The sequence below is a fragment of the Flavobacterium sp. genome (assembly GCF_027484705.1).
Taxonomy (GTDB): domain Bacteria; phylum Bacteroidota; class Bacteroidia; order Flavobacteriales; family Flavobacteriaceae; genus Flavobacterium.
On the sequence record NZ_JAIXSL010000018.1, the window covers coordinates 25,175 to 47,138 of the forward strand.

General features: G+C 42.4%; 18 protein-coding genes and 1 tRNA gene. 14 read left to right on the forward strand and 5 right to left on the reverse strand.

Annotated elements, in window-relative coordinates; all coding sequences use genetic code 11:
- The first annotated feature begins 69 nt into the window (after positions 1 to 69).
- The 3 genes from Q0058_RS11090 (at position 70) to Q0058_RS11100 (ending at position 3,097) form a co-directional block, all read left to right on the forward strand.
- Positions 70 to 966, forward strand: coding sequence for an alpha/beta fold hydrolase (locus Q0058_RS11090; protein ID WP_298223900.1), 897 nt, complete (start codon positions 70 to 72; stop codon positions 964 to 966).
- 22 nt (positions 967 to 988) lie between these two features.
- Positions 989 to 1,597, forward strand: coding sequence for an outer membrane beta-barrel protein (locus Q0058_RS11095; RefSeq protein ID WP_298223902.1), 609 nt, complete (start codon positions 989 to 991; stop codon positions 1,595 to 1,597).
- A gap of 144 nt (positions 1,598 to 1,741) precedes the next feature.
- Positions 1,742 to 3,097 (forward strand): T9SS type A sorting domain-containing protein, encoded by a 1,356-nt coding sequence (locus Q0058_RS11100; protein ID WP_298223904.1) that lies wholly within the window; start codon positions 1,742 to 1,744, stop codon positions 3,095 to 3,097.
- A gap of 48 nt (positions 3,098 to 3,145) precedes the next feature.
- Here the strand turns inward: Q0058_RS11100 and Q0058_RS11105 are convergent, their stop codons facing one another.
- On the reverse strand, positions 3,146 to 4,762 hold the full coding sequence (locus tag Q0058_RS11105) for a phospholipase D-like domain-containing protein (protein WP_298223906.1): 1,617 nt from the start codon (positions 4,760 to 4,762) through the stop codon (positions 3,146 to 3,148).
- Between the two features lie 82 nt (positions 4,763 to 4,844).
- Complete coding sequence (locus tag Q0058_RS11110; protein ID WP_298223908.1) at positions 4,845 to 6,803, reverse strand: endonuclease; 1,959 nt, start codon at positions 6,801 to 6,803, stop codon at positions 4,845 to 4,847.
- A gap of 211 nt (positions 6,804 to 7,014) precedes the next feature.
- Here Q0058_RS11110 and Q0058_RS11115 point away from each other — a divergent pair, with 211 nt between their 5' ends.
- Complete coding sequence (locus Q0058_RS11115) at positions 7,015 to 7,455, forward strand: KTSC domain-containing protein (protein ID WP_298223910.1); 441 nt, start codon at positions 7,015 to 7,017, stop codon at positions 7,453 to 7,455.
- 94 nt (positions 7,456 to 7,549) lie between these two features.
- Here the strand turns inward: Q0058_RS11115 and Q0058_RS11120 are convergent, their stop codons facing one another.
- Together Q0058_RS11120 and Q0058_RS11125 are read right to left on the reverse strand one after the other, a co-directional pair.
- On the reverse strand, positions 7,550 to 9,013 hold the full coding sequence (locus tag Q0058_RS11120) for a magnesium chelatase (protein WP_298223912.1): 1,464 nt from the start codon (positions 9,011 to 9,013) through the stop codon (positions 7,550 to 7,552).
- A gap of 10 nt (positions 9,014 to 9,023) precedes the next feature.
- Positions 9,024 to 10,142: a VWA domain-containing protein gene (locus tag Q0058_RS11125; RefSeq protein ID WP_298223915.1), complete on the reverse strand. Its 1,119-nt coding sequence runs from the start codon at positions 10,140 to 10,142 to the stop codon at positions 9,024 to 9,026.
- A gap of 136 nt (positions 10,143 to 10,278) precedes the next feature.
- Here Q0058_RS11125 and Q0058_RS11130 point away from each other — a divergent pair, with 136 nt between their 5' ends.
- The 10 genes from Q0058_RS11130 to Q0058_RS11175 all read left to right on the forward strand — a co-directional run bounded on the left by Q0058_RS11130 (position 10,279) and on the right by Q0058_RS11175 (position 21,020).
- Positions 10,279 to 11,064: a sulfite exporter TauE/SafE family protein gene (locus Q0058_RS11130; RefSeq protein WP_298223917.1), complete on the forward strand. Its 786-nt coding sequence runs from the start codon at positions 10,279 to 10,281 to the stop codon at positions 11,062 to 11,064.
- A 74-nt stretch (positions 11,065 to 11,138) separates the two neighbouring features.
- On the forward strand, positions 11,139 to 12,554 hold the full coding sequence (locus Q0058_RS11135; RefSeq protein WP_298223919.1) for an MBL fold metallo-hydrolase: 1,416 nt from the start codon (positions 11,139 to 11,141) through the stop codon (positions 12,552 to 12,554).
- An 18-nt stretch (positions 12,555 to 12,572) separates the two neighbouring features.
- Positions 12,573 to 12,896, forward strand: a complete 324-nt coding sequence (locus Q0058_RS11140; RefSeq protein ID WP_298223921.1) for a rhodanese-like domain-containing protein — start codon at positions 12,573 to 12,575, stop codon at positions 12,894 to 12,896.
- 5 nt (positions 12,897 to 12,901) lie between these two features.
- Complete coding sequence (locus Q0058_RS11145) at positions 12,902 to 13,108, forward strand: DUF2892 domain-containing protein (RefSeq protein ID WP_298223923.1); 207 nt, start codon at positions 12,902 to 12,904, stop codon at positions 13,106 to 13,108.
- A 95-nt stretch (positions 13,109 to 13,203) separates the two neighbouring features.
- Positions 13,204 to 13,383 (forward strand): hypothetical protein, encoded by a 180-nt coding sequence (locus Q0058_RS11150; protein WP_298223926.1) that lies wholly within the window; start codon positions 13,204 to 13,206, stop codon positions 13,381 to 13,383.
- A 102-nt stretch (positions 13,384 to 13,485) separates the two neighbouring features.
- Positions 13,486 to 14,898: an MBL fold metallo-hydrolase gene (locus Q0058_RS11155; RefSeq protein WP_298223928.1), complete on the forward strand. Its 1,413-nt coding sequence runs from the start codon at positions 13,486 to 13,488 to the stop codon at positions 14,896 to 14,898.
- A 97-nt stretch (positions 14,899 to 14,995) separates the two neighbouring features.
- Positions 14,996 to 16,135, forward strand: coding sequence for a TlpA disulfide reductase family protein (locus Q0058_RS11160; protein ID WP_298223930.1), 1,140 nt, complete (start codon positions 14,996 to 14,998; stop codon positions 16,133 to 16,135).
- Positions 16,136 to 16,297: 162 nt separating this feature from the next.
- Positions 16,298 to 16,378: transfer RNA gene (locus Q0058_RS11165), tRNA-Tyr, on the forward strand.
- A gap of 331 nt (positions 16,379 to 16,709) precedes the next feature.
- Positions 16,710 to 19,211 carry a PIG-L family deacetylase gene (locus Q0058_RS11170; protein ID WP_298223932.1) on the forward strand — a complete coding sequence of 834 codons (2,502 nt, stop codon included), beginning with the start codon at positions 16,710 to 16,712 and terminating at the stop codon, positions 19,209 to 19,211.
- A 111-nt stretch (positions 19,212 to 19,322) separates the two neighbouring features.
- Entirely contained in the window at positions 19,323 to 21,020 is a 1,698-nt protein-coding gene (locus Q0058_RS11175; RefSeq protein ID WP_298223934.1) for a sodium:solute symporter, read from the forward strand.
- Between the two features lie 34 nt (positions 21,021 to 21,054).
- On the opposite strand, the gene Q0058_RS11180 is transcribed toward Q0058_RS11175, so the two are convergent.
- A complete protein-coding gene (locus Q0058_RS11180; RefSeq protein WP_298223936.1) occupies positions 21,055 to 21,900 on the reverse strand; it encodes a DUF2911 domain-containing protein in 846 nt (281 codons plus the stop codon).
- Positions 21,901 to 21,964: the final 64 nt, after the last annotated feature.

The window sequence follows — 21,964 nt, forward strand, 5'->3', positions numbered from 1 at the left end:
TCATAAGTTAGGACTTTCGGCCCGCAAATTCTATTCAATTTTGCGCCGTTAATCATCAAAAAATGAATCATGTTAAACCAATCAGTTAGGAGTAACTTTAACCACTCAAAACCTTATTTCCTTTTTTTAGTTTTTTTTGTTGCGTTGGCTGCATCTTGTTCTGACAATGAATCCAGTATAGGAGAAATTCCTTCAGGCTACGCAGAAGTGGATGTTGTTGCCGACGCGCACCATCTGAAAGCCTACAGCGTCAATCGAAATTCAGCTTATCTGGTCGTTTGCGAATCCGGTCTAGGCAATGGTCATGAATCCTGGAATCCTTCCCAAACCCCAAAAGAGTTAAATGAGCTTGCAACTGCGATAAACGCCGATATCGTATTGTATGATCGCGCCGGTTACGGTAAATCGGGTTCGGCCACTAACGCCCGTGACGTCAGCCAATTGAGTCATGAACTCGAGGCTGTGATCAACAAATTTACCCACGGACGAAAAGTGGTGTTGGTCGGGCATTCGCTGGGCGGTATGATTATAAGAGATTATGCCATTAAAAACCCAAACCAAGTGGCAGCCTTGCTATTTGTTGACAGCATGCACGAACACTACAACAATCCGGCATTGGAAAATTTCATATATCAAACGATGCTGAATGCTTATGGCCCTACTTTTGGCGGTACGCTGGAAGCCCGTGAATTGGCGGAAGATATCGCTTACGGAGCGACATTGAGTCATTTGCCCGATGTTCCGGTAGTAGCACTCACGAGTATGAAACAGGACCAGAACAATGACCAATCCGACCTGATGAATCAAGCCACAAGACAGCAATGGTATGAGGCTCACGAACAATTAGGCATTGGCATCACTGACTTTACGCATGTGGCGACCGTGCAATCGGGGCATTATATTCAATTAGAAGAGCCCGAACTTGTGATTTCCAATATCCAATTGCTTTTATCGAAATTACATTAAGATTTTAAAATCCATGACAACCATGAAAAAAATAATTGTGGCAGTCTTTGCCTTACTATGCCTGACGTATAGCAACGCACAACAAAAAGGCAAATTCAGAGCCGGATTAGAACTTGGTCTGATGATTCCGTCTCATGGAGGCTTTGGATCTGTAATGATTATCGAACCCAAATATAACCTTACCGATCAAATGCAGTTGGGATTGCTAATGGGTATGGGAACGTCCATCAAAACCATCGTGCATCAAAACCAAAAAGACGAAGCGTTAACCACCGTACATCTGACATTTCTAGGAACTTACGATTACTACTGCAATAAAATAAGTGACGGGTTTGTTCCTTATATCGGGCTCGGACTTGGCGCTTATAAAATGGCCAATGTTCAATTGACAGAAAAACAAACAATCGACGATGCAACAAATACAGACGCTGCAACCCAGTTCGGAGGCATGATTCGGGCTGGTTTTGAAAGCGGCAAATTTCGTTTGGGAGCAGCCTATCATTACATTCCTTCTTCAAAAATACAAGATATCAATGGCGCAACACTCGACAACAAACAGAATTCCTATTTTGCTATAACGGTTGGATTTTATTTGGGTGGCGGCAAGTGGAAAAAAGCATCAAGTGATTAGACGAACATTTTGATTAATTCTTGAGATTGCTCGTAAATCTTCCTCGAGGTGATAACCTTTTTACTAATAACCACATTTACAAGCTTTCAATCGTTATTTTCTTATATTTGTTTGTATTGATTCCTTCCATCAACAAACAACGCCATGAAAAAACTACTACTTTTTTGTTGTCTGACCACAACCTTCTTGCAAGCACAGGATTTTTGGGTAGAATATTCCACATCACAGCCTTTAGCCAATACCGGAATCAGCAGCATCTCAATTGTTGATGACAATGTGACTTGGCTCAATATGGCATGTGGCACTACTGGCTGTACGCCTATCAGACGCTATTCCCGAACCATCGATAGTGGAATCACGTGGGCAACCGGCACGATAGATCTTGGAGCCGATAGTGAGCACCTTCGAATAACCAACATCAGTGGGGTATCTGCTGAAGTTGCCTATGCAGCAGCTTATCCTGACGCCGCGGGAGTTCTTGGAGGTGTTTGGAAAACTGCCGACGGTGGAAGTAGCTGGGCAAGAGAGGCCTCTGCGGTTTTTTCAGATCCTGCATCTCATCCTGGATTGGTGCATTTCTGGAATGACAATGACGGAATTGTTATGGGAAATCCAACCAATGGTTATTTTGAAATTTATGTTACGACTAACAACGGTAATTTGTGGACGCGTGTTCCTTCTTCTACTGCTTTGATCCCTATCAATCCCGAAGAATCTCTTTTCACTAATAATTTTACGGTAACCGATAACATGCTCTGGGCCATGACCACCTTTGGCAGAATCTTAAGATCAGCCGACAAAGGCATGAATTGGACGGTGTCACAATCACCGATTACGGATTTTTCGGTTGAACCTAATGCTTTAATCACAGTAGACCTTGCTTTTACTGACCCGAATAACGGATTGCTTCAAACCAGTGATTTAAGACTATTCAGAAGCAGTGATGGCGGCGCCACCTGGAATACTTTAGAATATGTCGGGGTTGCCAGATCTTTAGGCATCGCCGCGATTCCGGGGCTGCCTGACACCTATATTTCGATCGGTGAAGATTTGAATGGGGTGAGAGGGTCATCTTATACCACTGATGCCGGGCTCAACTGGGTTGATATCAATGATAATCCCGATACTAATTATGTGAATGGAAGTGTTATTGAGATGCACAGTTCATATATTGGTTTTGCCGGAGGATTTAGTGTGGCTCCGACGGTTGGTGGTATTTTCCGATGGGATAATATGGGTTGCAGCTGCAGTACTACGGGTTTTTCGGGTGGCAAATGTATGGTTACGACGCCAAAGCAGACTTCAGGGGTTTTGAATATCTCAGGAAATAACATTACTCAGGTAGACATTGCTGATCTTTCGGGCAAACAAATTTTATCCGCGCAATACCAGCAATTGAATGAGGTAAATGTTGATATCAGTGACTTCACAAATGGCGTTTACGTTGTCAGGGTTACCAACGACAAAGGCATCAGTGTAGTAAAAGTTATGAAACAATAACAGAGAATAAACCTTTATTACAGGATATATTTCCGACTTACTTTAGTTTCAACGTACCATCAATTTCTTCACTGTGGTATTGTTTTCTGAAGTAATTTTCAACAAATAAATACCCGACGACAAATCCAATGGAATTTGGGTGTCGCTTGTAAAAATGCTATCGAATAATCGCACACCCGACATCGAATAAATGGCTACAGCTCCAGTTTCCAAACCCGTAATTTCGATATAATTTGTAGCAGGATTCGGATATACAGCAACATCCAACTTGTTCGCTACTTGCTGCGCTACCGGTAAAGTGCCACCTGCGTAGGCATACAAATAAGCAAAAGCCTGATAGTATTGGTTGGCGATGTTGGCGTTATGCACAATAAGTGTATTCTCATCATTTTTGGTTTCTGCGGCTGTACTCCAATTGTGCGAGCCGACCACAACCTGAGGATCGGAAGCGCTGTTGAAATTATCAATCACCATAAATTTGTGGTGCATGATGCCACTCGCGGAATACTCTACAGCTTGGCCTGCAGGCAATCCGGCTTGTAAATTTGCAATCTGATTTCCTGTAACCACCTCTAAATCAACAACTACATTCACATTCGTAACGCCACTGTTGTAGCGCGATAAGATAGCGTTGCTGAGACTGCTTCGGGTAATCAGCATCGTGGCAATGTCGATATCAGTATTGGCGCTGTAAATTGCGGTCACAATTTTAGCATTGGTGCCATCGCTAGGGCTGAAATAACTGTTGACGGTTTTCCCTCCGATATTGTAAGTATGTGGCGTATTATCCGTTTTATAAGGGCCGAATTTAGAAAGTGCAGTATTGGGTGTCATCGTATTGGAGCCCCACATTTCCTCAAACTCCATCGTATAGCCTAAAGCCAATGCCTGATCCTGAATCATAATCACGCTATTTCTGTCGGGGCCATCGAGTTGTGAAGTAGTCCAATTCGTGGAGCCTGTCCAGACAAACGGTAGGTTCGCATCGCTGCTACGGGCGTCAAAAATGACAAACTTGTTGTGCATGATTCCGTATTCAACAGCAGTCGGACTGGTCAATCTTGGTATTCCCGCGTTCAATAAAGGAATCATGACGCTGCTCGTGCTGCCATCATAAATGACACGCACCTGAACGCCGCGGTTATAAGCCGCATTAATCGCGCCGGCAATTCCGGAGGCTGCGCTCTGGGAATAGGAATTATAAATCGCAATGTCAAGCGTGCTCTGGCAAGTATTGATATAACTGATCAGCTTGTTATCGAGGGTATTGCCCAAATTGACCGCATTTTGAGTTTGGGCATAACTGACATCCACCGGATGGTTAAAATAAACATCGATGGTGCCGCTCGATAAGGATGGAGTCGCAACATAACTGTTTTTTGCAGTTGAAACAGCACTATCAAGTTCTTTGTATTCGAGCCTTAAAATGGTTGCAGGCTGCGTATTGATTGCAAAAGTATTTGGTTTTAAAGCGGCTACTGCAATTTCAGAACCATCCGAATTGTTGAACGCTTTAAGGCTGACAGCATGGTCGAATTGCAATTCGATAGCATTGCGTTCGTACGTTAGCGTGTAATCCTGTTCTTTTACCGATTGCTGGCCAAAAGAAGTAATAGTCACAAGCAATAGGGTACACCATAGCGCTAGAGATTTAGCATGTTGCATAAATGATTTGATGTTAGGGCTTGTAGTGTAATTTCCGCTTGCAAATTTTGGAAACTTGGAATGGCTTGCAGGGTTTTTATTGTTATTTTACCGTCAATTTTTTGACTATGGAATTATTTTCTGAAGTGATTTTCATCATATAAATGCCACTCGACAAATCCAATGGAATGCGCGTGTCGCTGTTGAAATCAGCGGCATATAACTTCGCACCAGACATCGAATAGATTTCCACTTTTCCCGAATTGACTCCTGAAATTAGCACATAATCTTTTGCAGGATTCGGATATAAAACGACTTTATTTCCTGAGAATTTTTGTGTTGACAACGCCGAAAACCATTGTTCGCCTGCATGCGTTCCCCAGATGTAATCCGCCAATAACGGATAATCGATGAACGGGTTGCGGTTCACTTGCCAAGTGTAGATATAATTGTTGCGGTTCATTTCAAAGTCATCGCGCGGATCCGAATGGTTCCAGGTAAGTAAAGTAGCCAAATCGCCAATCTGGCCGAAAGTGCCGTCAATAGGATTTCCGTTGACTACATTCAAACCATTGTAACGCACCGCCATATAAAACAAAGCCCGCGATACATCGCCTTTCCATGTTGAAGTTGCTGAAGCCGGACCGTTATAATCAACGCCGTAATTTCGGTTGTTTCTTGAAGAATTTTCCTGTCCGTCAACGGCTCTCAAATGATGCGCATCAGACAATCCGGCACCGATATCATCCGGACCACTCGCAGCCCAAACATTGATTCCATCGGGATTGGTGTTGTATAAATCGCCGTAATTTCCACGCGACTGACAATAGATGTGCTCACGGTTCCATTTGCCTACGATACTGCTACCGGTTTGATAATCAATCTTAGAACGCGGTTGTTCAGTATAAATTAACCAAACCTCACTGCTGTTCTGCGGATTCTGATCGGCTGTTTTTAGAATATTGATAATGTCGCCATAACTGTGTGCGCGCACCACCGCAGGATTGGCGATAATATCCTGAATGCCTTGTTTCAAGGCGGCTCCTGAAAGCCCTTCCAGCGAACTATAATAACCAACGGGTGCCGTACTCGATACATTTCCGTAAGTTGGGTTGGCAGGCGTTCCAAAAGGTAAAACGGTAAAATTCAGATCACGTACTCTAATAATCACGTTGTTGTTTTGCAGACTGTAACCGGTAGCAAGGTTGTTGACGGTAATTTTCATTTCTTCGTCGCCTTCATTGTTTCCATCATTTAAAATCTGGATGACTCGGATTGCTGAAGTTGATCCGGCCAAAATGGTTACTGAATTGACTCCGCTGTAATCGTTAGAATTGAAACTCCCATTATTGAGCGTAAATCCGATGTTGAGATTGGAAGTTACGGGTTGCGAAGTCGTAAAAGTGATGTCTATCGCTTGCCCTTCATTCACAGCAGTGGTATGCGCATTAATATTGAGATAGGTTAAAGCCGTTCCCGATCCGTCGTTGTTCATTCCCGGCGTGGGTGCTTTCACTTCGAACGTGCCATCAGTTTTTCTTTGCATCGATTCTATGGCCGCCGCGGAATTTACATTTTCATTGATGCAAGTCGTAAGTCCGAAAATCGTCATCAAGGCTGTTGGTTGCACCGTCGCCCCGTTGGAATAAGCTACAGCATCGATTAATGAAGTGTTCGTTGCTGTGGTATTGTTAGGAAAATCCGTTGCGTTTCCGAGATATAAGGCTACCGCATCCGGGCCGTTTTGAAGCACCGCATTGGTCATTAAAATAGCTGGTGTGGGCGAAACCAAAGAATTACCAAAGTGAATAATGCCATTCACGTCCGTAACATAAGTATCCAAATCGAGTGCCAAATAACTTGTAGCGGCAGTTCCGGCAGCAGTTCCGTTGAAGAACACCAAAACATAACCATCAAGCGAAAAATTAGGTGTCGCGGATTTCAGCTCTATGAATTCAGCAGCGTCAGCACCTGGTGTATCGGCATCAATTTCATTAATCACCACTTGGCTGTAGGAAACCATAGTGAAAATCAGGGCTATTATAAGGTATATTCTTTTCATGAGGCCGTTTTAAATTTAACCCGACAAATATAAACATTAATTGATGCCATTAATCCACGGATTTCGTTAAAGTCCTGCACATTGCACAATAAAGCCAAAATAATGCTTTGAACTCCTATGAAAAGGTTTACTTTTGCAAAAAATTTGAAAACGCTATCGTTCCTCCGATGAGAACGCCTAAGCAATATAAATCAACACGTTACCTTTACCTATGAAAAAGATTGTCGAATACAGAAAGCTTTTGAATGTTGAAAAAACAGTGTCTTTGAAAGAGCTGAAAACCATTTACCGCAATGCGATGAAAGAAAGCCATCCTGATAAATTTCAAGGCGATGACGCCGGCCTGAAACTCGCAGAAGAAAACAGCAAAAGCATTATCGAAGCTTATCATTTTCTGGTGAGCATCAATGCCGAAACCATCCAACAAGGTTTACCGGAATATCAGGAAACCATCGCCAACGCTACAATCATCGATTATAAATATGAGAATATCCGCTTGACCGTTAACTTCTCTAACGGCAGCGTGTACGAATACATCAGCGTTCCGAAAGCGACTTACATCAAAATGGTCAACGCCGATTCTCCGGGAAGGTTTGCGAAAAGACATATATTGAATGCTTTTCCTTATAGAAAAGTGAGCAACCAAGAATAAAATACATAAAGTGATTCTAACTTTTTGAGGTTTTCTCAACTTCATTAAATTCGGAAAAGAAAAAGGGTTTATCAAAACGATAAACCCTTTTTTATTATAGTTGGCTGAAATAACTGCCAAACTTATCCTTAAACTGATAGCCGCTGACGAAACGATCTTTGCTGAGTTTGTCGTATTCCACCAAGCTCCACAAAATGAATTCTTTCATGAAATAGCGGTCTTCTTTAGGCAATTCGGGTTGGTATTTTTTGATTAAAATATCCAATGGAATGATTGAATCAAGTATCTTTTTATAGTCTTCATCGGTACTATCGTCTAGCAATTCAAAACCCGATTCATTAAAAAACCAATCGATGATATCGCTGTAAGCCGTTTTCTCACCGCTTTTCTCCAACTTCTCAATTTTCGGGAAATACGCCGGTAAAAACGTATGAATAGCATCTCCAATCAAATGCTGAGCGACTTCCGCGGCGCCTTCCTGTTCGCCTTCGTAGACCAACTCGACTTTTCCGGTAATGGCAGGAATAATGCCCATGAAATCAGACAAACGCACCGTAGTTTTGTCCTCGCTGTTTTTGAGTGCGCGACGTTCAGCGGTACTTAACAAATTTTCATAAGCGGTAATGCTCATACGCGCAGAAACACCACTTTTATTGTCGATGAATTCACTTTCTCGCGCTTCAAAACTGATCTGCTCCAATAAATCTTTTGCGAGTGCGGGCACATGAACCATGTCGTTTTGCAAAGCATCTAATTTGGCTTCCTGTTCCGTAATTGTTCTGGCAATCGCAATCGATTCGGGATAATGCGTCAGAATTTGGGAACCTATTCGGTCTTTCAATGGCGTGACGATGCTACCACGATTCGTGTAATCTTCAGGATTCGCAGTGAATACGAACTGCATATCCAACGGCAATCTCAATTTGAAGCCACGGATTTGAATGTCGCCTTCCTGCAAAATATTAAACAACGCCACTTGAATTCTGGCTTGTAAATCTGGCAATTCGTTAATCACGAAAATGCAACGGTTCGCTCTTGGAATCATCCCAAAGTGAATCACGCGATCATCGGCATAAGACAATTTGAGATTCGCAGCTTTGATCGGATCGACATCGCCAATTAAATCGGCAACGGTAACATCAGGCGTGGCGAGTTTTTCGGAGAAACGTTCAGATCGGTGCAACCAAGAAATCGGAGTATTGTCGCCATGTTCTGCGATCAAATCTTTAGCAAATCGCGACATCGGTTTGAGCGGATCGTCATTGATTTCAGAACCTGTGACAAACGGAATGTATTCGTCGAGCAGTTCGATCATCTTGCGCGCCAATCTGGTTTTGGCCTGGCCGCGAAGCCCGAGTAAATTGATGTTGTGACGTGAAAGAATCGCGCGTTCGAGTTCGGGAATTACGGAATTCTCAAAGCCGTGGACGCCTTCAAAAACAGGTTTCCCCGATTGGATTTTGTGTCTGAGGTTTTCACGCAATTCATCTTTAATCGATTTGCTTTGATATCCGGATTTTATTAAATCGCCTAACGTATTGATTTGGTCTATTTTCATTTTTAATTTTCTATTTGATTCTTTTTTTGCGGTTGGTTTCATAATCCTCGAAAATCATTTCGCCCAAACCTTTGAGTCCGGTATAAAAGGCTTTCCCTTGGTTGGCTTCCGTAAAATGATTCACAAACCGCTGCAAATACGGATCTTGTGCAATCATAAACGTTGTGATTGGAATGTGTAATTTTCTCGCCTGTTGGGCCTGATTGTAACATTTATCGACAATGTATTCATCTAATCCGTTGCTGTTCATATAATAAGAACCATCGCGTTCGCGCACACAACTTGGCTTGCCGTCAGTAATCATAAAAATCTGTTTGTTGGTGTTGCGTTTGCGTCGCAATAAATCCATGGCGAGTTGTAAACCGGCGACCGTATTGGTGTGATAAGGGCCAACTTTGAGATAAGGCAAATCGCGAATTGCTATCGTCCAGGCATCGTTTCCGAAGACCAAAATATCTAAAGTATCTTTCGGGTAACGCGTCGTAATAAGCTCAGCCAGAGCCATCGCTACTTTTTTTGCGGGTGTAATTCTATCTTCGCCGTACAAAATCATACTGTGGCTGATGTCGATCATCAAAACGGTGCTCATTTGCGCTTTGAACTGCGTTTCCTCAACAATCAAATCGTTTTCCGTCAGCATAAAATCTTCCGCGCCGTTGTTGATCTGCGCATTGCGAAGGCTTTCCGTGAGTGCGATGCGTTCGAGTCCGTCGCCAAAATGGAATTCACGGAACTCGCCCGTATGTTCATCGCCATTTCCGGAATGCTTGGTTTTATGATTGCCGTTGCCCGAGCGTTTTAGATTGCCGAAAATCTGGTCGAGCGCCTGCTGGCGGATGGCGCGTTCGGTCTTGGCTGTAATGCCTGTATTAGAGGAACCGTCGTCCTGAATTTCTTCACGGATGTAACCTTTCTTTTTGAGATCTTCCACGAAATCATCGAGCGTATAACTCGGATCCGTGAGTTTATATTCCTTGTCGAGGGCGCCCAACCAATCCATCGCTTCGTCAAAATCGCCTGAAGTGTGCGTGATGAGTTCCTTGAAGATTTCAAACAATTTATCGAAAGGCGTTTGAAACGGCGCCTCGTACGATTTGAAGAAAAATCCTTTTCTATCCGTTTTTTCCATAGCGTATAAAATTACTGTATTGAAAATGTAACGGCAATAAACGTCTACTAATTTTTAGTTAAAAGAATTTGGACGACAGAGCGCTGCTGTTTGATTGGTTTTCATTTATCTTTACGCAGCTGAAATTTGAAGCCTTATGGAATATTTTGGATACCTCGCTTCCATCTTAATCGGAATCACTTTAGGCCTCATCGGCGGCGGCGGAAGCATTCTGACCGTTCCGATTTTGGTTTACCTTTTCAGAATCGAGCCCGAAAGCGCTACGAGTTATTCCTTATTTATTGTTGGCATTACGGCGATGGTCGGAAGTTATAGGCATTATGCTTTGGGAAATCTGAAAGTGAAATCGGCTTTGTACTTTGCATTACCTTCAATCCTTTCGTTGCTGATTGTCCGCAAAATCCTGTTGCCAAAAATCCCGCACACTTTATTTTTCATTGATGGTTTTGAAGTGACAAAAGACCTGCTGATCATGATCGTTTTCGCGTTATTGATGATGGCTGCTTCGCTGTCAATGATTCGTAAAACCAAAACCGTTGAAACTGCTGTCGTCCACTTTCCGAGACTTGCGTTGATTGGTTTGCTCGTTGGGTTCATCACAGGATTTTTAGGCGCTGGCGGTGGATTTTTAATTATTCCGGCGTTGTTATTTTTTGCCAACCTTCCGATGAAACAAGCTGTCGGAACTTCATTATTCATCATTTTCATCAATTCACTCATTGGTTTTGCCGGTGATATGATTGGCGGTATTTCAATCGATTTCAGACTGCTTTTTACGGTTACTGCCATTGCCATTTTGGGCATGCTCATCGGCACCCAACTTTCTAAAAAAATCGACGGCGCCAAACTCAAACCTGTTTTCGGTTGGTTCGTGCTGCTTATGGGAATTTACATCATCGCCAAAGAAATTTTCCTCAAATAACGTTATGTGACAAAAGTCATAGTTTGTTCCCTATCGGGCTTTTAATTTTGCGATACAATCCAAATTGAATCCAGATGAAAATTGAACAAATCTATACCGGATGCATTGCCCACGCGGCTTATTATATTGAGAATAAAGGCGAGGCGGCGATTTTCGACCCGTTGCGTGAAGTGCAACCTTACATCGACCGCGCTGATAAAGACCACGCTAAAATAAAGTACGTTTTCGAGACGCATTTCCATGCTGATTTCGTTTCGGGGCATCTCGATTTGGCTAAAAAAACAAACGCCACGATTGTGTACGGCCCAAGCGCAAAACCCAACTTTGAGGCTTTAATCGCGGAAGACAACCAATTGTTCAAAGTCGGCGATTATACGATCAAAGTATTGCACACGCCAGGCCACACGATGGAAAGCACTTCTTACCTATTGATTGATGAACACGGAAAACAACACGGCATCATTACCGGCGACACCTTATTCATTGGTGATGTCGGACGACCGGATTTGGCACAACATGTCATCGCTGAACTGACGCAGGATAAACTCGCGCGTCTTTTATACCATTCACTGCGCGATAAAATCATGCCTTTGGCGGACGACCTGATTGTTTATCCGAACCACGGTGCCGGAAGCGCCTGCGGCAAAATGATGAGCAAGGAAACCACCGATACTTTAGGCAATCAGAAACGCACCAATTATGCCTTGAATCCAAACTTGAGTGAAGATGCATTCGTCAAAGCTTTGCTCAACGGGCTCACCAATCCGCCGGGATATTTCCCTAAAAATGTGTTGATGAACATCAACGGTTATGAAAGCCTCGACCATGTCATGGAAAGAGCAAGACAACCGCTAACGCCCATAGAATTTGAAGCCATAGCCAACGAAAGCGACATCTTGATTTTAGACACCAGACCCGCAGCTGAATTTGCCAAGGGTTTCATTCCGAACAGCATCAACATCGGGCTCAATGGTAATTTTGCGATGTGGGTTGGCGAAATGATTCACGACATCAAGCAAAGAATACTTCTGGTTACTGAACCCGGCAAAGAGGAAGAAAGCATGATTCGTTTATCTCGCGTGGGTTACGACTATACGATTGGTTACCTCAAAGGCGGTTTCGAATCATGGGAAAAATCAGGATGTGAAACCGATTCCATCGGCAGAATCACTCCGGAAATTCTCGAAGAACAACTGGCGCATCAGAAAATTCTTGTCGTGGATGTCAGAAAAAAATCAGAATTCGAATCGGAACATCTGGTGGATGCCATCAATATTCCGATGCATGAAATCAACCAGCATTTGGCGGAATTCCCAAAGGACAAACCTTTCATCCTGCATTGCGCGGGCGGTTATCGCAGTATCATTGCCGGATCGGTTTTGAAACAACGCGGCTGGGATAATTTCGTGGATGTCATCGGCGGTTATGATGCGATCAAAAAAACGGCGCTGCCAAGAACTGAATATGTATGTCCGACAACACTTTTATAACTTTAAAATTCCAAAATCATGTTTGAAGTTTTAAAATACCTGTTCTCGACCCAACGATCTTCTAGGTTAAGCCAACTGATTAAAGAGGATGCGTTTTTGGTTGATGTTCGTTCTCCTGAAGAATTTGCTTCGGGTCATGCGCGCAGTTCGGTCAATATACCGCTCGACAAAATCCCGGAACAGTTGCACCGCTTCAAAGACAAACAAAACATCATCGTTTTTTGCAAAAGTGGCATGCGAAGCCGACAAGCGAAAGCGCTACTAGAACAAAACGGAATTGTAAACGTGACCAATGCCGGTAGTTGGGAAAATATCAATCGCATCATTAATTCTAATACATAAAACTTATGAAAAAAAATATAGGAAAAGCGGACAAAATGCTTCGGATGATTGTAGCGTTGGTTGTAGCGATGCTCTATTTCAACAACACCATCAACGGTTTTCTCGCATCGATACTGATTGTTTTGGCTGTTGTCTTCAGCATTACGAGCCTTATAGGATTTTGCCCTTTGTATCTTCCGTTCGGCATCAACACCAATGAGAATAAGGAATGATAGCGAATCTCAAATTCGTGTTAAAATGAAACGATGGCTCAAATTAATGGCTACATTTGAGTCAATAAGTAGTAATCAAAAATAAACAAATCAAGATGAAAAAATTAGTTTCGATGATGGCGCTTGCCGCGTTTTTAGTTTCTATGAATACCAACGCGCAGGAAAAACCGAAAGAAGCAGCCAAAAAAGAATGTTCGATGAAAGAAAAAAATTCTTGCAGCAAGGACAAAAAACCTGGTTGTTGCGCAGCTAAAAAAGCGGAAAAGAAAGCGTAATCATTCTAAAAGTATTTAAAAAAATGTCTGAGTTTTCTCGGGCATTTTTTTTATACATTGCATACTAAGTTTCCTTAATTTTGCTGTCTAAATTTTTTCCAGATGAAAATCGAACAAATCTATACCGGATGTATCGCCCAAGCGGCTTACTATCTTGAGAGCAACGGCGAAGCGGCCATTTTTGACCCTTTGCGCGAAGTGCAGCCTTATTTAGACCGTGCCAGCAAAGACAAAGCTGTGATTCAATATATTTTCGAGACGCATTTCCATGCTGATTTCGTTTCCGGGCATTTGGATCTTGCCAAAAAATCTGGCGGAAAAATTGTCTACGGTCCGACAGCCAAACCTGAATTTGAAGCGATTATAGCCGAAGACAACCAAGAGTTTAAAGTTGGGAATTATACCGTCAAAGCTATTCATACTCCGGGCCATACGCTCGAAAGCACTTGCTATTTACTCATCGATGAAAACGGAAAACAACACGGCATCATCACCGGAGATACATTGTTCATTGGTGATGTAGGCCGTCCTGATTTGGCCCAAGCACTGGTGGACGATCTGACACAGGAAAAATTAGCTTCGTATCTGTTTGATTCGTTACGCAATAAGATTATGCCTTTGCCTGATGATTTAATTGTATATCCGAGCCACGGCGCCGGAAGTGCCTGCGGAAAAAACATGAGCAAGGAAACCACCGATACTTTAGGCAACCAGAAAAAAACGAATTACGCGCTCAGAGCAGACATGACCAAAGAAGAATTCACCAAAGAATTGCTCGATGGTTTGGGTTTGCCTCCCGCCTATTTCCCACAAAATGTGATGTTGAACATACAAGGTTATGAAAGCCTTGACACGATTATGCAAAAATCAAACAAAGCATTGACACCTCAGGAATTTGAAATGCTCGCGAACCAAACTGAAGCCATTGTTTTAGATGTGCGCCATGAAGATGATTTCGTAAAAAGCCATATCCCCAATTCTATTTTTATCGGAATCCAAGGGAATTTTGCGCCTTGGGTTGGGGCTTTGTTGGGCAATGTCAATCAGAAAATCTTAATCGTTACGCCGGAAAATAAAGAAGAAGAAACCATCACAAGATTGTCAAGAGTTGGTTTTGACCACGTTTTGGGTTATCTGAAAGGCGGGATTTCGGCCTGGCAAGAAGCCGGTTTTGAAACGGATTCGATTGCTTCGATATTACCCGAACAATTTGCTGCTGAAATGACTGCCGACAGCGTGATTGTGGATGCCAGAAAACCCGGCGAGTTTGAAGCCGAGCATGTCGAATACGCTTTGAATATTCCGTTGGATACAATCAATGCGAATTTTTCGATGGTTCCTAAAAATGAGGATTTCTACCTGCATTGCGCGGGCGGTTATCGTTCGGTGATTATGGCTTCGATATTGAAATCACGCGGGTTCCACAATTTCATCAATGTTGAGAAAGGCATCGCTGGCATTCGAAAAACCGATGTGAAGCTGACGCATTTCGTTTGTCCGTCAACGCTTAAATAATTCACTTTCAATTATAACAAAAAAATATGACCGATAAATAGTCGTTGATTATAATTTTAAATACTTTTGCACACTTAATTTCAAAACTCAAACAAACGTGAAAAAAATTCTTTTACTGATTGCAGCCGTTACCACAATGATTTCTTGTAATAAAGCGGGAGAAAATGAATATATCGTTACAGGAACCATCAATGGCATCGCTGACGGGAAATCGGTTACTTTAGAAGTTCAGGACGAAACCGGCGGATTGAAACCCGTAGATACCGTGAAGATTGAAAAAGGGAAATTCACTTTCAAAGGCAATGCGAAAGAACCGGAAATGTATTTGGTAAGCGTTGAAACCGTGGAAGGTAAAGTGCCTTTCATTTTGGAAAATGGCGATATCGAAATGAAAATCAACAAAGACAGCCTCAGCATTACTAAAGTGACTGGTACTTATAACAATGAAGAATTAAACAGTTATAAAGAAAAAGGACTTGCCATTCAGAAAAAAATGATGAAGTTCCAAAAAGACAACACGGCCAAAATGAACCAGGCGCAACAGACCAAAGATACGGTCGTAATGAACAGCCTCAGAAAGGAATACAGCAAATTTCAGGAGGAATTCGTAAAACAATCTGATGCGTATGTGGCATCGCACCCGAAAGCATTCATCTCGATTTTGATTATTGAAGGCATGTTCAACCAAATGACGCCGGATATCGCTAAAATCAAAAAATACTATGATGGTCTCGACAAAGAAGTGAAAGATACCAAACACGGTAAAAAAGTTAAAAAACAACTCGACGAAATCTCAAAACCTGTAGCTGCCGCTGCAAAAGTTGATGTTGGAACGGTTGCTCCTGATTTTACCGCCAACAATCCGGAAGGAAATGCAGTTTCGTTAAAGCAAAGTATGGGTAAAGTAACCGTAATTGATTTTTGGGCTTCATGGTGCAATCCTTGTCGTGCGGAAAACCCTAATATGGTGGCGCTTTACAGTGAATTCCATGCGAAAGGTCTGAACATCATCAGTATTTCTCTTGATGATGACGCAGCGAAATGGAAAGCCGCGATTGCCAAAGACAAACTGACCTGGACACAAATCTCGAACCTAAAAGAAATGGAAGACCCGATTGCTATAGCTTATGGTGTGAAACTGATTCCTTCAACATTCATCTTAGATGCTTCCGGAAAAGTCGTAGCGAAAGATTTGAGAGGCGATGCACTGAAAGCTAAAATCGCGGAACTTTTATAATACAATCTCATTTTGTATTTCAAAATAAAGAATCTCCTTCGTGGGGATTTTTTTATTGCATTCAATGTCAATTCCTTAAAAATAAGTTTCAATTTAAGTCTGCTATAAATTTGCAAACACCAAAACTGTTTCTATATTTGCATGCGTTTGTAAAAAACCACTGGGGAGATACTCAAGCGGCCAACGAGGGCAGACTGTAAATCTGCTGTGTGAACTTCGCAGGTTCGAATCCTGCTCTCCCCACAAAAAATAAAGAATCCAAAACAACAAGCTCGCTTGATTGTTTTGGATTCTGTTTTTTTGTACAAGGTTTCCCCCTAACGGATCATTTGAAAAATGAATCCTGCAATGCTCCATAATCATCATTATCAAAGTAAAAGAAAACCTTGTCTCAAGTTCTAATATTCTATAACCCGCTTAATTGTTTTTGGGTTTGTTTTCATGAAAGCAATCCAAACTAGATTAAGAAAACAATCAGTTCCGATTCCCAAATTATGTTAAAGTCCATTTAAATAAAATCCCCAGTTTTATTTAATTACTACATTTGAAGCTATTGCCCACTAAACGATATGCTATGCAAAAAATTTACTTTTTGATTGTTTTTTTATTCTTGTTTTTCATTCCCAAAAGTTTTGCACAGCAACCTTCCAAACCCGATGCGGTGGCGATTTACCATCAAATCCAAAAGCTCAATTTCCTCGGTTCGGTGCTTTATATCGCCGCGCATCCCGATGATGAAAATACCCGATTGATTTCCTATCTGTCGAACGAAAAAAATGCTCGAACCGGTTATTTATCGTTAACCAGAGGCGATGGCGGACAAAATCTGATTGGTCCGGAATTGCGAGAATTGCTGGGCGTTATTCGTACACAAGAACTCATAGAAGCCCGTAAAATCGACGGTGGCGAACAATTTTTTTCACGAGCAAACGATTTCGGATATTCCAAAAATCCTGATGAAACGCTGGCAATTTGGAACAAAGACCAAGTGCTCAGCGATATCGTTTATGTCATACGAAAATTCCAGCCCGACGTCATCATCAACCGTTTTGACGCGCGTTCTCCGGGAACCACGCACGGCCATCACACTTCATCCGCGATGTTGAGCCTCGAAGCTTTCGACCAAACGAACAATCCAAACGCATATCCGAACCAATTGAGTTCCGTCGGTGTCTGGCAGCCCAAACGCGTGTTTTTCAATACTTCGTGGTGGTTTTATGGCAGCAAGGAGAAATTTGAAAAAGCCGACAAAACCAACTTAACGGCATTGAGCATCGGTGTATACTATCCGTCGTTCGGAAAATCAAATCAGGAAATCGCAGCCTTAAGCCGCAGCCGCCACCAATCGCAAGGATTCGGAAGCACCGGAACACGTGGCGAGGAACAGGAATATCTCGAATTCCTAAAAGGCGATGCTTTGCAAGATAAAACGAACCTTTTTGAAGGTATCGATACAAGCTGGAACCGCGTTAAAGGTGGAAAAGCAGTCGGTGATTTGCTATCGAATGTAGAGAAAAATTTCGATTTCAAAAATCCGTCGGCCAGCATTCCCGATTTGGTCAAAGCGTATTCGTTGGTTTTAAAATTAGACGATACGCATTGGAAAACCATCAAAGCCGAAGAAATCAAAAAGATTATCGCAGCCTGCTCCGGATTGTATCTTGAAGCGGTGGCGAAAAACCAAGAAGCTACACTAGGAAGCAATTTGACCGTAAACCTCGAGGCCATCAACAGAAGTTCCGTACCAATGCAATTGATGACAATCAATACTTTTCCGGCCACCAAAGATGAGGAAAAAGCCAGACCGATTGATTTAAAACCAAACGTTTTGCAAAATATAGGCGTTGAAATTCCATTGACCGAAAACCTGTCTTACACCCAACCCTACTGGCTCGCCGAAAAAGGAACGGTCGGTATGTACCGCGTGGACGACCAAACTAAAATTGGCATTCCCGATGTGATTCGTCAAGTTAAAGTCATTTTCAATGTTCTGATTGACGGTGTTTCGATTCCGTTCGAACGCGAAGTGGTTTACAAAATGAATGACGATGTGAAAGGCGAAGTCTACAAACCGCTGGATATTGTGCCCGATGTGACGACATCGATTAAGAATAAAGTCGTGTTGTTCAATGACGGAAAAACCAAAACTATCGAAGTCAAAATCAAAGCCGGAAAAGACAACATCAAAGGCGATTTGCAACTCGAATTACCTGAAAACTGGAAACATTCCCCACAATCGATTCCATTCACATTAAGCAAAAAAGGAGAAGAGCAAACGGTTTCATTTCAGGTTTCGCCTGGAAAAAATGCAGAAGAAATTACCGCGAAATGTATCGCTACTGTTGACGGCAAACGTTTTGACAAAGAACAATTCAATATCAATTACGAACATATTTGCAAACAACAAGTGCTCAAACCTTCGGAAGCGAAACTGATCAAACTTGACATTAAAACCGGAAAGGAAAAAATCGCTTACATCATGGGCGCGGGCGACGAAGTTCCGAAATGTCTGGCGCAAATGGGTTACGAGGTTTCAATCATCAAACCGGAAGAAATCATGGCTGAAAAACTGCAGAACTTCAATGTGGTGATGACAGGAATCCGCGCCTACAATACCGTTCAGGCTTTGGCTTTCAAACAAGACATCCTGTTTGATTTTGTGAAAGCAGGGCATACGATGATCGCACAATACAACACACTTGATGATTTTGTGACGCCGAATATTGCGCCGTTTCCGATGAAAGTGTCGCGCGACCGTGTCACCGAAGAAAACGCAACGGTTACCTTTTTGGCACCAGAGCATCCAATTTTAAATACTCCAAATACCATCACGTCGAAAGATTTTGAAGGCTGGAAACAAGAACAAGGTTTGTATTATCCAAGCGAATGGGACGCAGCGTTCACGCCAATCATAGCCGCAAACGACAAAGGCGAAACACCCAAAAAAGGCGCTATTTTGGTCGTTAAATATGGTAAAGGAAATTACATCTACACCGGACTGAGCTTTTTCAGGGAATTGCCCGAAGGTGTTTCAGGAGCCTACCGTTTGATGGCCAATATGATATCCTTAAAATAAACGCTATGAGCCAAAAACGCACAAGCTGGAAAAGAAGTTATACTTGGGTGCTGATCGCCAACGCGGTCTACATCCTGCTGTTTTGTTTAATGATGCTTATCTTCTCTTAGTATGCAACAGTTAGATTGGATCGTACTTTCGGTAACCCTGCTTTTCATAGTATTCTACGGCGTGTGGAAAACCCGCGGGAGCCAGAATGTTGAGGATTATATTCTCGGCAATAACGAAACGCCCTGGTATGTGGTCGGCCTTTCGGTCATGGCCACACAAGCGAGCGCAATCACTTTCCTTTCAACTCCGGGCCAGGCTTATCACGACGGGATGGGCTTCGTGCAGTTTTATTTCGGTTTGCCTTTGGCGATGGTCGTGATCTGTTTCACTTTCATCCCGATCTATCACAGGCTTAAAGTGTTTACGGCTTATGAATATTTAGAACAGCGTTTCGATTTGAAGACGCGTTCGTTGGCAGCAATTTTATTCTTGATCCAAAGAGGCTTGGGAACCGGTTTGACCATTTATGCACCGGCGATTATCTTATCCGCTTTGTTGGGTTGGAACCTTACTTTAATGAATGTTGTTATTGGTGTCATGGTCATCATTTACACGTTCGCCGGTGGAACCAAAGCCGTAAACGTGACGCAAAAGCAACAGATGTTTGTGATCATGACGGGAATGTTCATTACGTTTTTTCTGATTTTACACTTGTTACCCAACGACATGACATTCAGCAATGCCTTGCATATCGCGGGCGCCAACCATAAAATGGACATCGTCGATTTTTCGCTGGATCCCGAAACGCGTTATACTTTCTGGAGCGGCATCACCGGTGGATTTTTCCTGGCACTCTCCTATTTCGGGACCGATCAGTCTCAAGTCGGACGCTATTTATCAGGAAAATCAATTCGTGAAAGCCAGATGGGATTGATTATGAATGGCTTTTTGAAAGTGCCGATGCAGTTCTTCATTCTATTAATCGGCGTGATGGTTTTTGTGTTTTTCCAGTTCAATCCGGTGCCGCTGAATTTCAATCCGAACAACAAGATCATCATTGAAAACTCAAAATACAAGGACGAATACCGTGGCCTCGAAGCTAAACTCAGCAAACTGTCTGAGGAGAAGAAAGAAATCAACCTGATCTACATTGACCACTTAAACCAAAATTACGACAATCCGATTTTAAGGAAAGAACTTGTCGCGATTTCCAGCAAGGAAAACGATTTGCGTGACCAAGCTCGTGAAGTGATTTCAAAAGCCGACAATAAAGCGGAAACCAACGATAAAGATTATGTTTTCATTCATTTTATCCTGAATTACCTTCCGAAAGGTTTGATTGGTTTGTTGCTCGCGGTAATACTTTCTGCGGCCATGTCGTCAACGGCTTCGGGCCTCAACGCTTTGGCATCGACGACTGCGATTGATATATACAAACGTAATGTAAGTGGCGGAAAATCTGAAAAGCACTTCGTGAATGCGACTAAATTCTTCACTTTGCTTTGGGGAATCATTGCCATTTTGTTCGCGTGTGTAGGAACTTTGTTCGAAAATTTGATACAATTGGTGAACATTGTCGGTTCGATTTTTTACGGCACCGTTTTGGGGATTTTCCTTGTTGGATTCTATATCAAATTCGTACAGGCCAAAGCAATTTTTTGGGGCGCGTGTATCAGCCAGTTGTTGATATTTTACATTTACTATCTCGACGTTGTAAGTTTCCTTTGGCTGAATTTCATTGGTGCGATGCTGACTTTGTTCCTTTCGATCATCCTTCAGACCATCATCGGTCAAGGCATAAAAAAATCCGCTTCTTGATAGGAAACGGATTTTTTATAAATGTAATTAAAGTTTATTTCTTACTCCACTCTGTAATACTGTCGTTGTTCATTTTGACGTAATCATCATTTTTGGCAGCTGTAGCAGCAGCTAACGATATTTTTGCGGTTTCAATGGCGCCTTTTTTGTCGCCTAGTTTTGCCTGAATTAATGATTTTTGTCTGGTGTACCAGAACGGTTTGTCTTTGTTCATGTCAATTGCTTTGTTGACATATTCCAAAGCTTTGTTCAGGTCGCCGTTTGATTGGTAGAAATATTGTGCCGATGAAAAATAATCGCCAGAAGTCGGGCCGGCTAATGCTTTCTCTATACTGGCCATAGCTGTTTTTTGAGTAGGTACTTCAAATTTCAAAGCCACCATTGTTTTTTCCCAGGACAATTCCAAATAACCGAAATTGTTGTCTAAACCATTGATTCCAATAGTAAAACTTTCTACGTTATTGTTTAGCATTTGCGTGTCTACATTCGTGGATAGCGCCACTTTTTTCGCGTCCCAGTTTTCAGGTGTTCCCCAATTGTCGGTATCCGAATAGAAAATGATTTCCCACATATCAGCTTTAGGAGTCGTATACAAAGCATATTTTCCTTTTTTGAGGCTCTGACCGTTGATGACGACATCATCAGAAAACGTGATCATTGTGTTTTGGTTCGCACCGGTTCTCCATAGTTTGCCATAAGGAACCAAATCTCCGAACACGGTTCTACCCTTTTTACTCGGGCGTGAATACTCGACAGTAACTTCGGTTAAACCCACCATTTGCTCTAACGTAGATTTCGGACTCGGCGCAGGAGTCTTCACTTGGGCGGTCAAATTCAAGGTGCTGAACACAACGGCCATGGCTAAAATAATTTTTTTCATAGGATTGTTTTGTTTTTATTTTCTTCAAAAATAGTGATTCGGGTATTAAATTCTGTTAAGAAAT

Bases quoted from the DNA above. Each gene is read 5' to 3' on its own strand.
- Q0058_RS11145 (WP_298223923.1), top strand. From the start codon at position 12,902: ATGAAAAAAAATATAGGAAAAGCGGACAAAATGCTTCGGATGATTGTA.
- Q0058_RS11090 (WP_298223900.1), top strand. From the start codon at position 70: ATGTTAAACCAATCAGTTAGGAGTAACTTTAACCACTCAAAACCTTAT.
- Q0058_RS11155 (WP_298223928.1), top strand. From the start codon at position 13,486: ATGAAAATCGAACAAATCTATACCGGATGTATCGCCCAAGCGGCTTAC.
- Q0058_RS11170 (WP_298223932.1), top strand. From the start codon at position 16,710: ATGCAAAAAATTTACTTTTTGATTGTTTTTTTATTCTTGTTTTTCATT.
- Q0058_RS11140 (WP_298223921.1), top strand. From the start codon at position 12,573: ATGTTTGAAGTTTTAAAATACCTGTTCTCGACCCAACGATCTTCTAGG.
- Q0058_RS11105 (WP_298223906.1), bottom strand. From the start codon at position 4,762: ATGCAACATGCTAAATCTCTAGCGCTATGGTGTACCCTATTGCTTGTG.
- Q0058_RS11115 (WP_298223910.1), top strand. From the start codon at position 7,015: ATGAAAAAGATTGTCGAATACAGAAAGCTTTTGAATGTTGAAAAAACA.
- Q0058_RS11120 (WP_298223912.1), bottom strand. From the start codon at position 9,013: ATGAAAATAGACCAAATCAATACGTTAGGCGATTTAATAAAATCCGGA.
- Q0058_RS11095 (WP_298223902.1), top strand. From the start codon at position 989: ATGAAAAAAATAATTGTGGCAGTCTTTGCCTTACTATGCCTGACGTAT.
- Q0058_RS11130 (WP_298223917.1), top strand. From the start codon at position 10,279: ATGGAATATTTTGGATACCTCGCTTCCATCTTAATCGGAATCACTTTA.
- Q0058_RS11100 (WP_298223904.1), top strand. From the start codon at position 1,742: ATGAAAAAACTACTACTTTTTTGTTGTCTGACCACAACCTTCTTGCAA.
- Q0058_RS11175 (WP_298223934.1), top strand. From the start codon at position 19,323: ATGCAACAGTTAGATTGGATCGTACTTTCGGTAACCCTGCTTTTCATA.
- Q0058_RS11125 (WP_298223915.1), bottom strand. From the start codon at position 10,142: ATGGAAAAAACGGATAGAAAAGGATTTTTCTTCAAATCGTACGAGGCG.
- Q0058_RS11135 (WP_298223919.1), top strand. From the start codon at position 11,139: ATGAAAATTGAACAAATCTATACCGGATGCATTGCCCACGCGGCTTAT.
- Q0058_RS11180 (WP_298223936.1), bottom strand. From the start codon at position 21,900: ATGAAAAAAATTATTTTAGCCATGGCCGTTGTGTTCAGCACCTTGAAT.
- Q0058_RS11110 (WP_298223908.1), bottom strand. From the start codon at position 6,803: ATGAAAAGAATATACCTTATAATAGCCCTGATTTTCACTATGGTTTCC.
- Q0058_RS11150 (WP_298223926.1), top strand. From the start codon at position 13,204: ATGAAAAAATTAGTTTCGATGATGGCGCTTGCCGCGTTTTTAGTTTCT.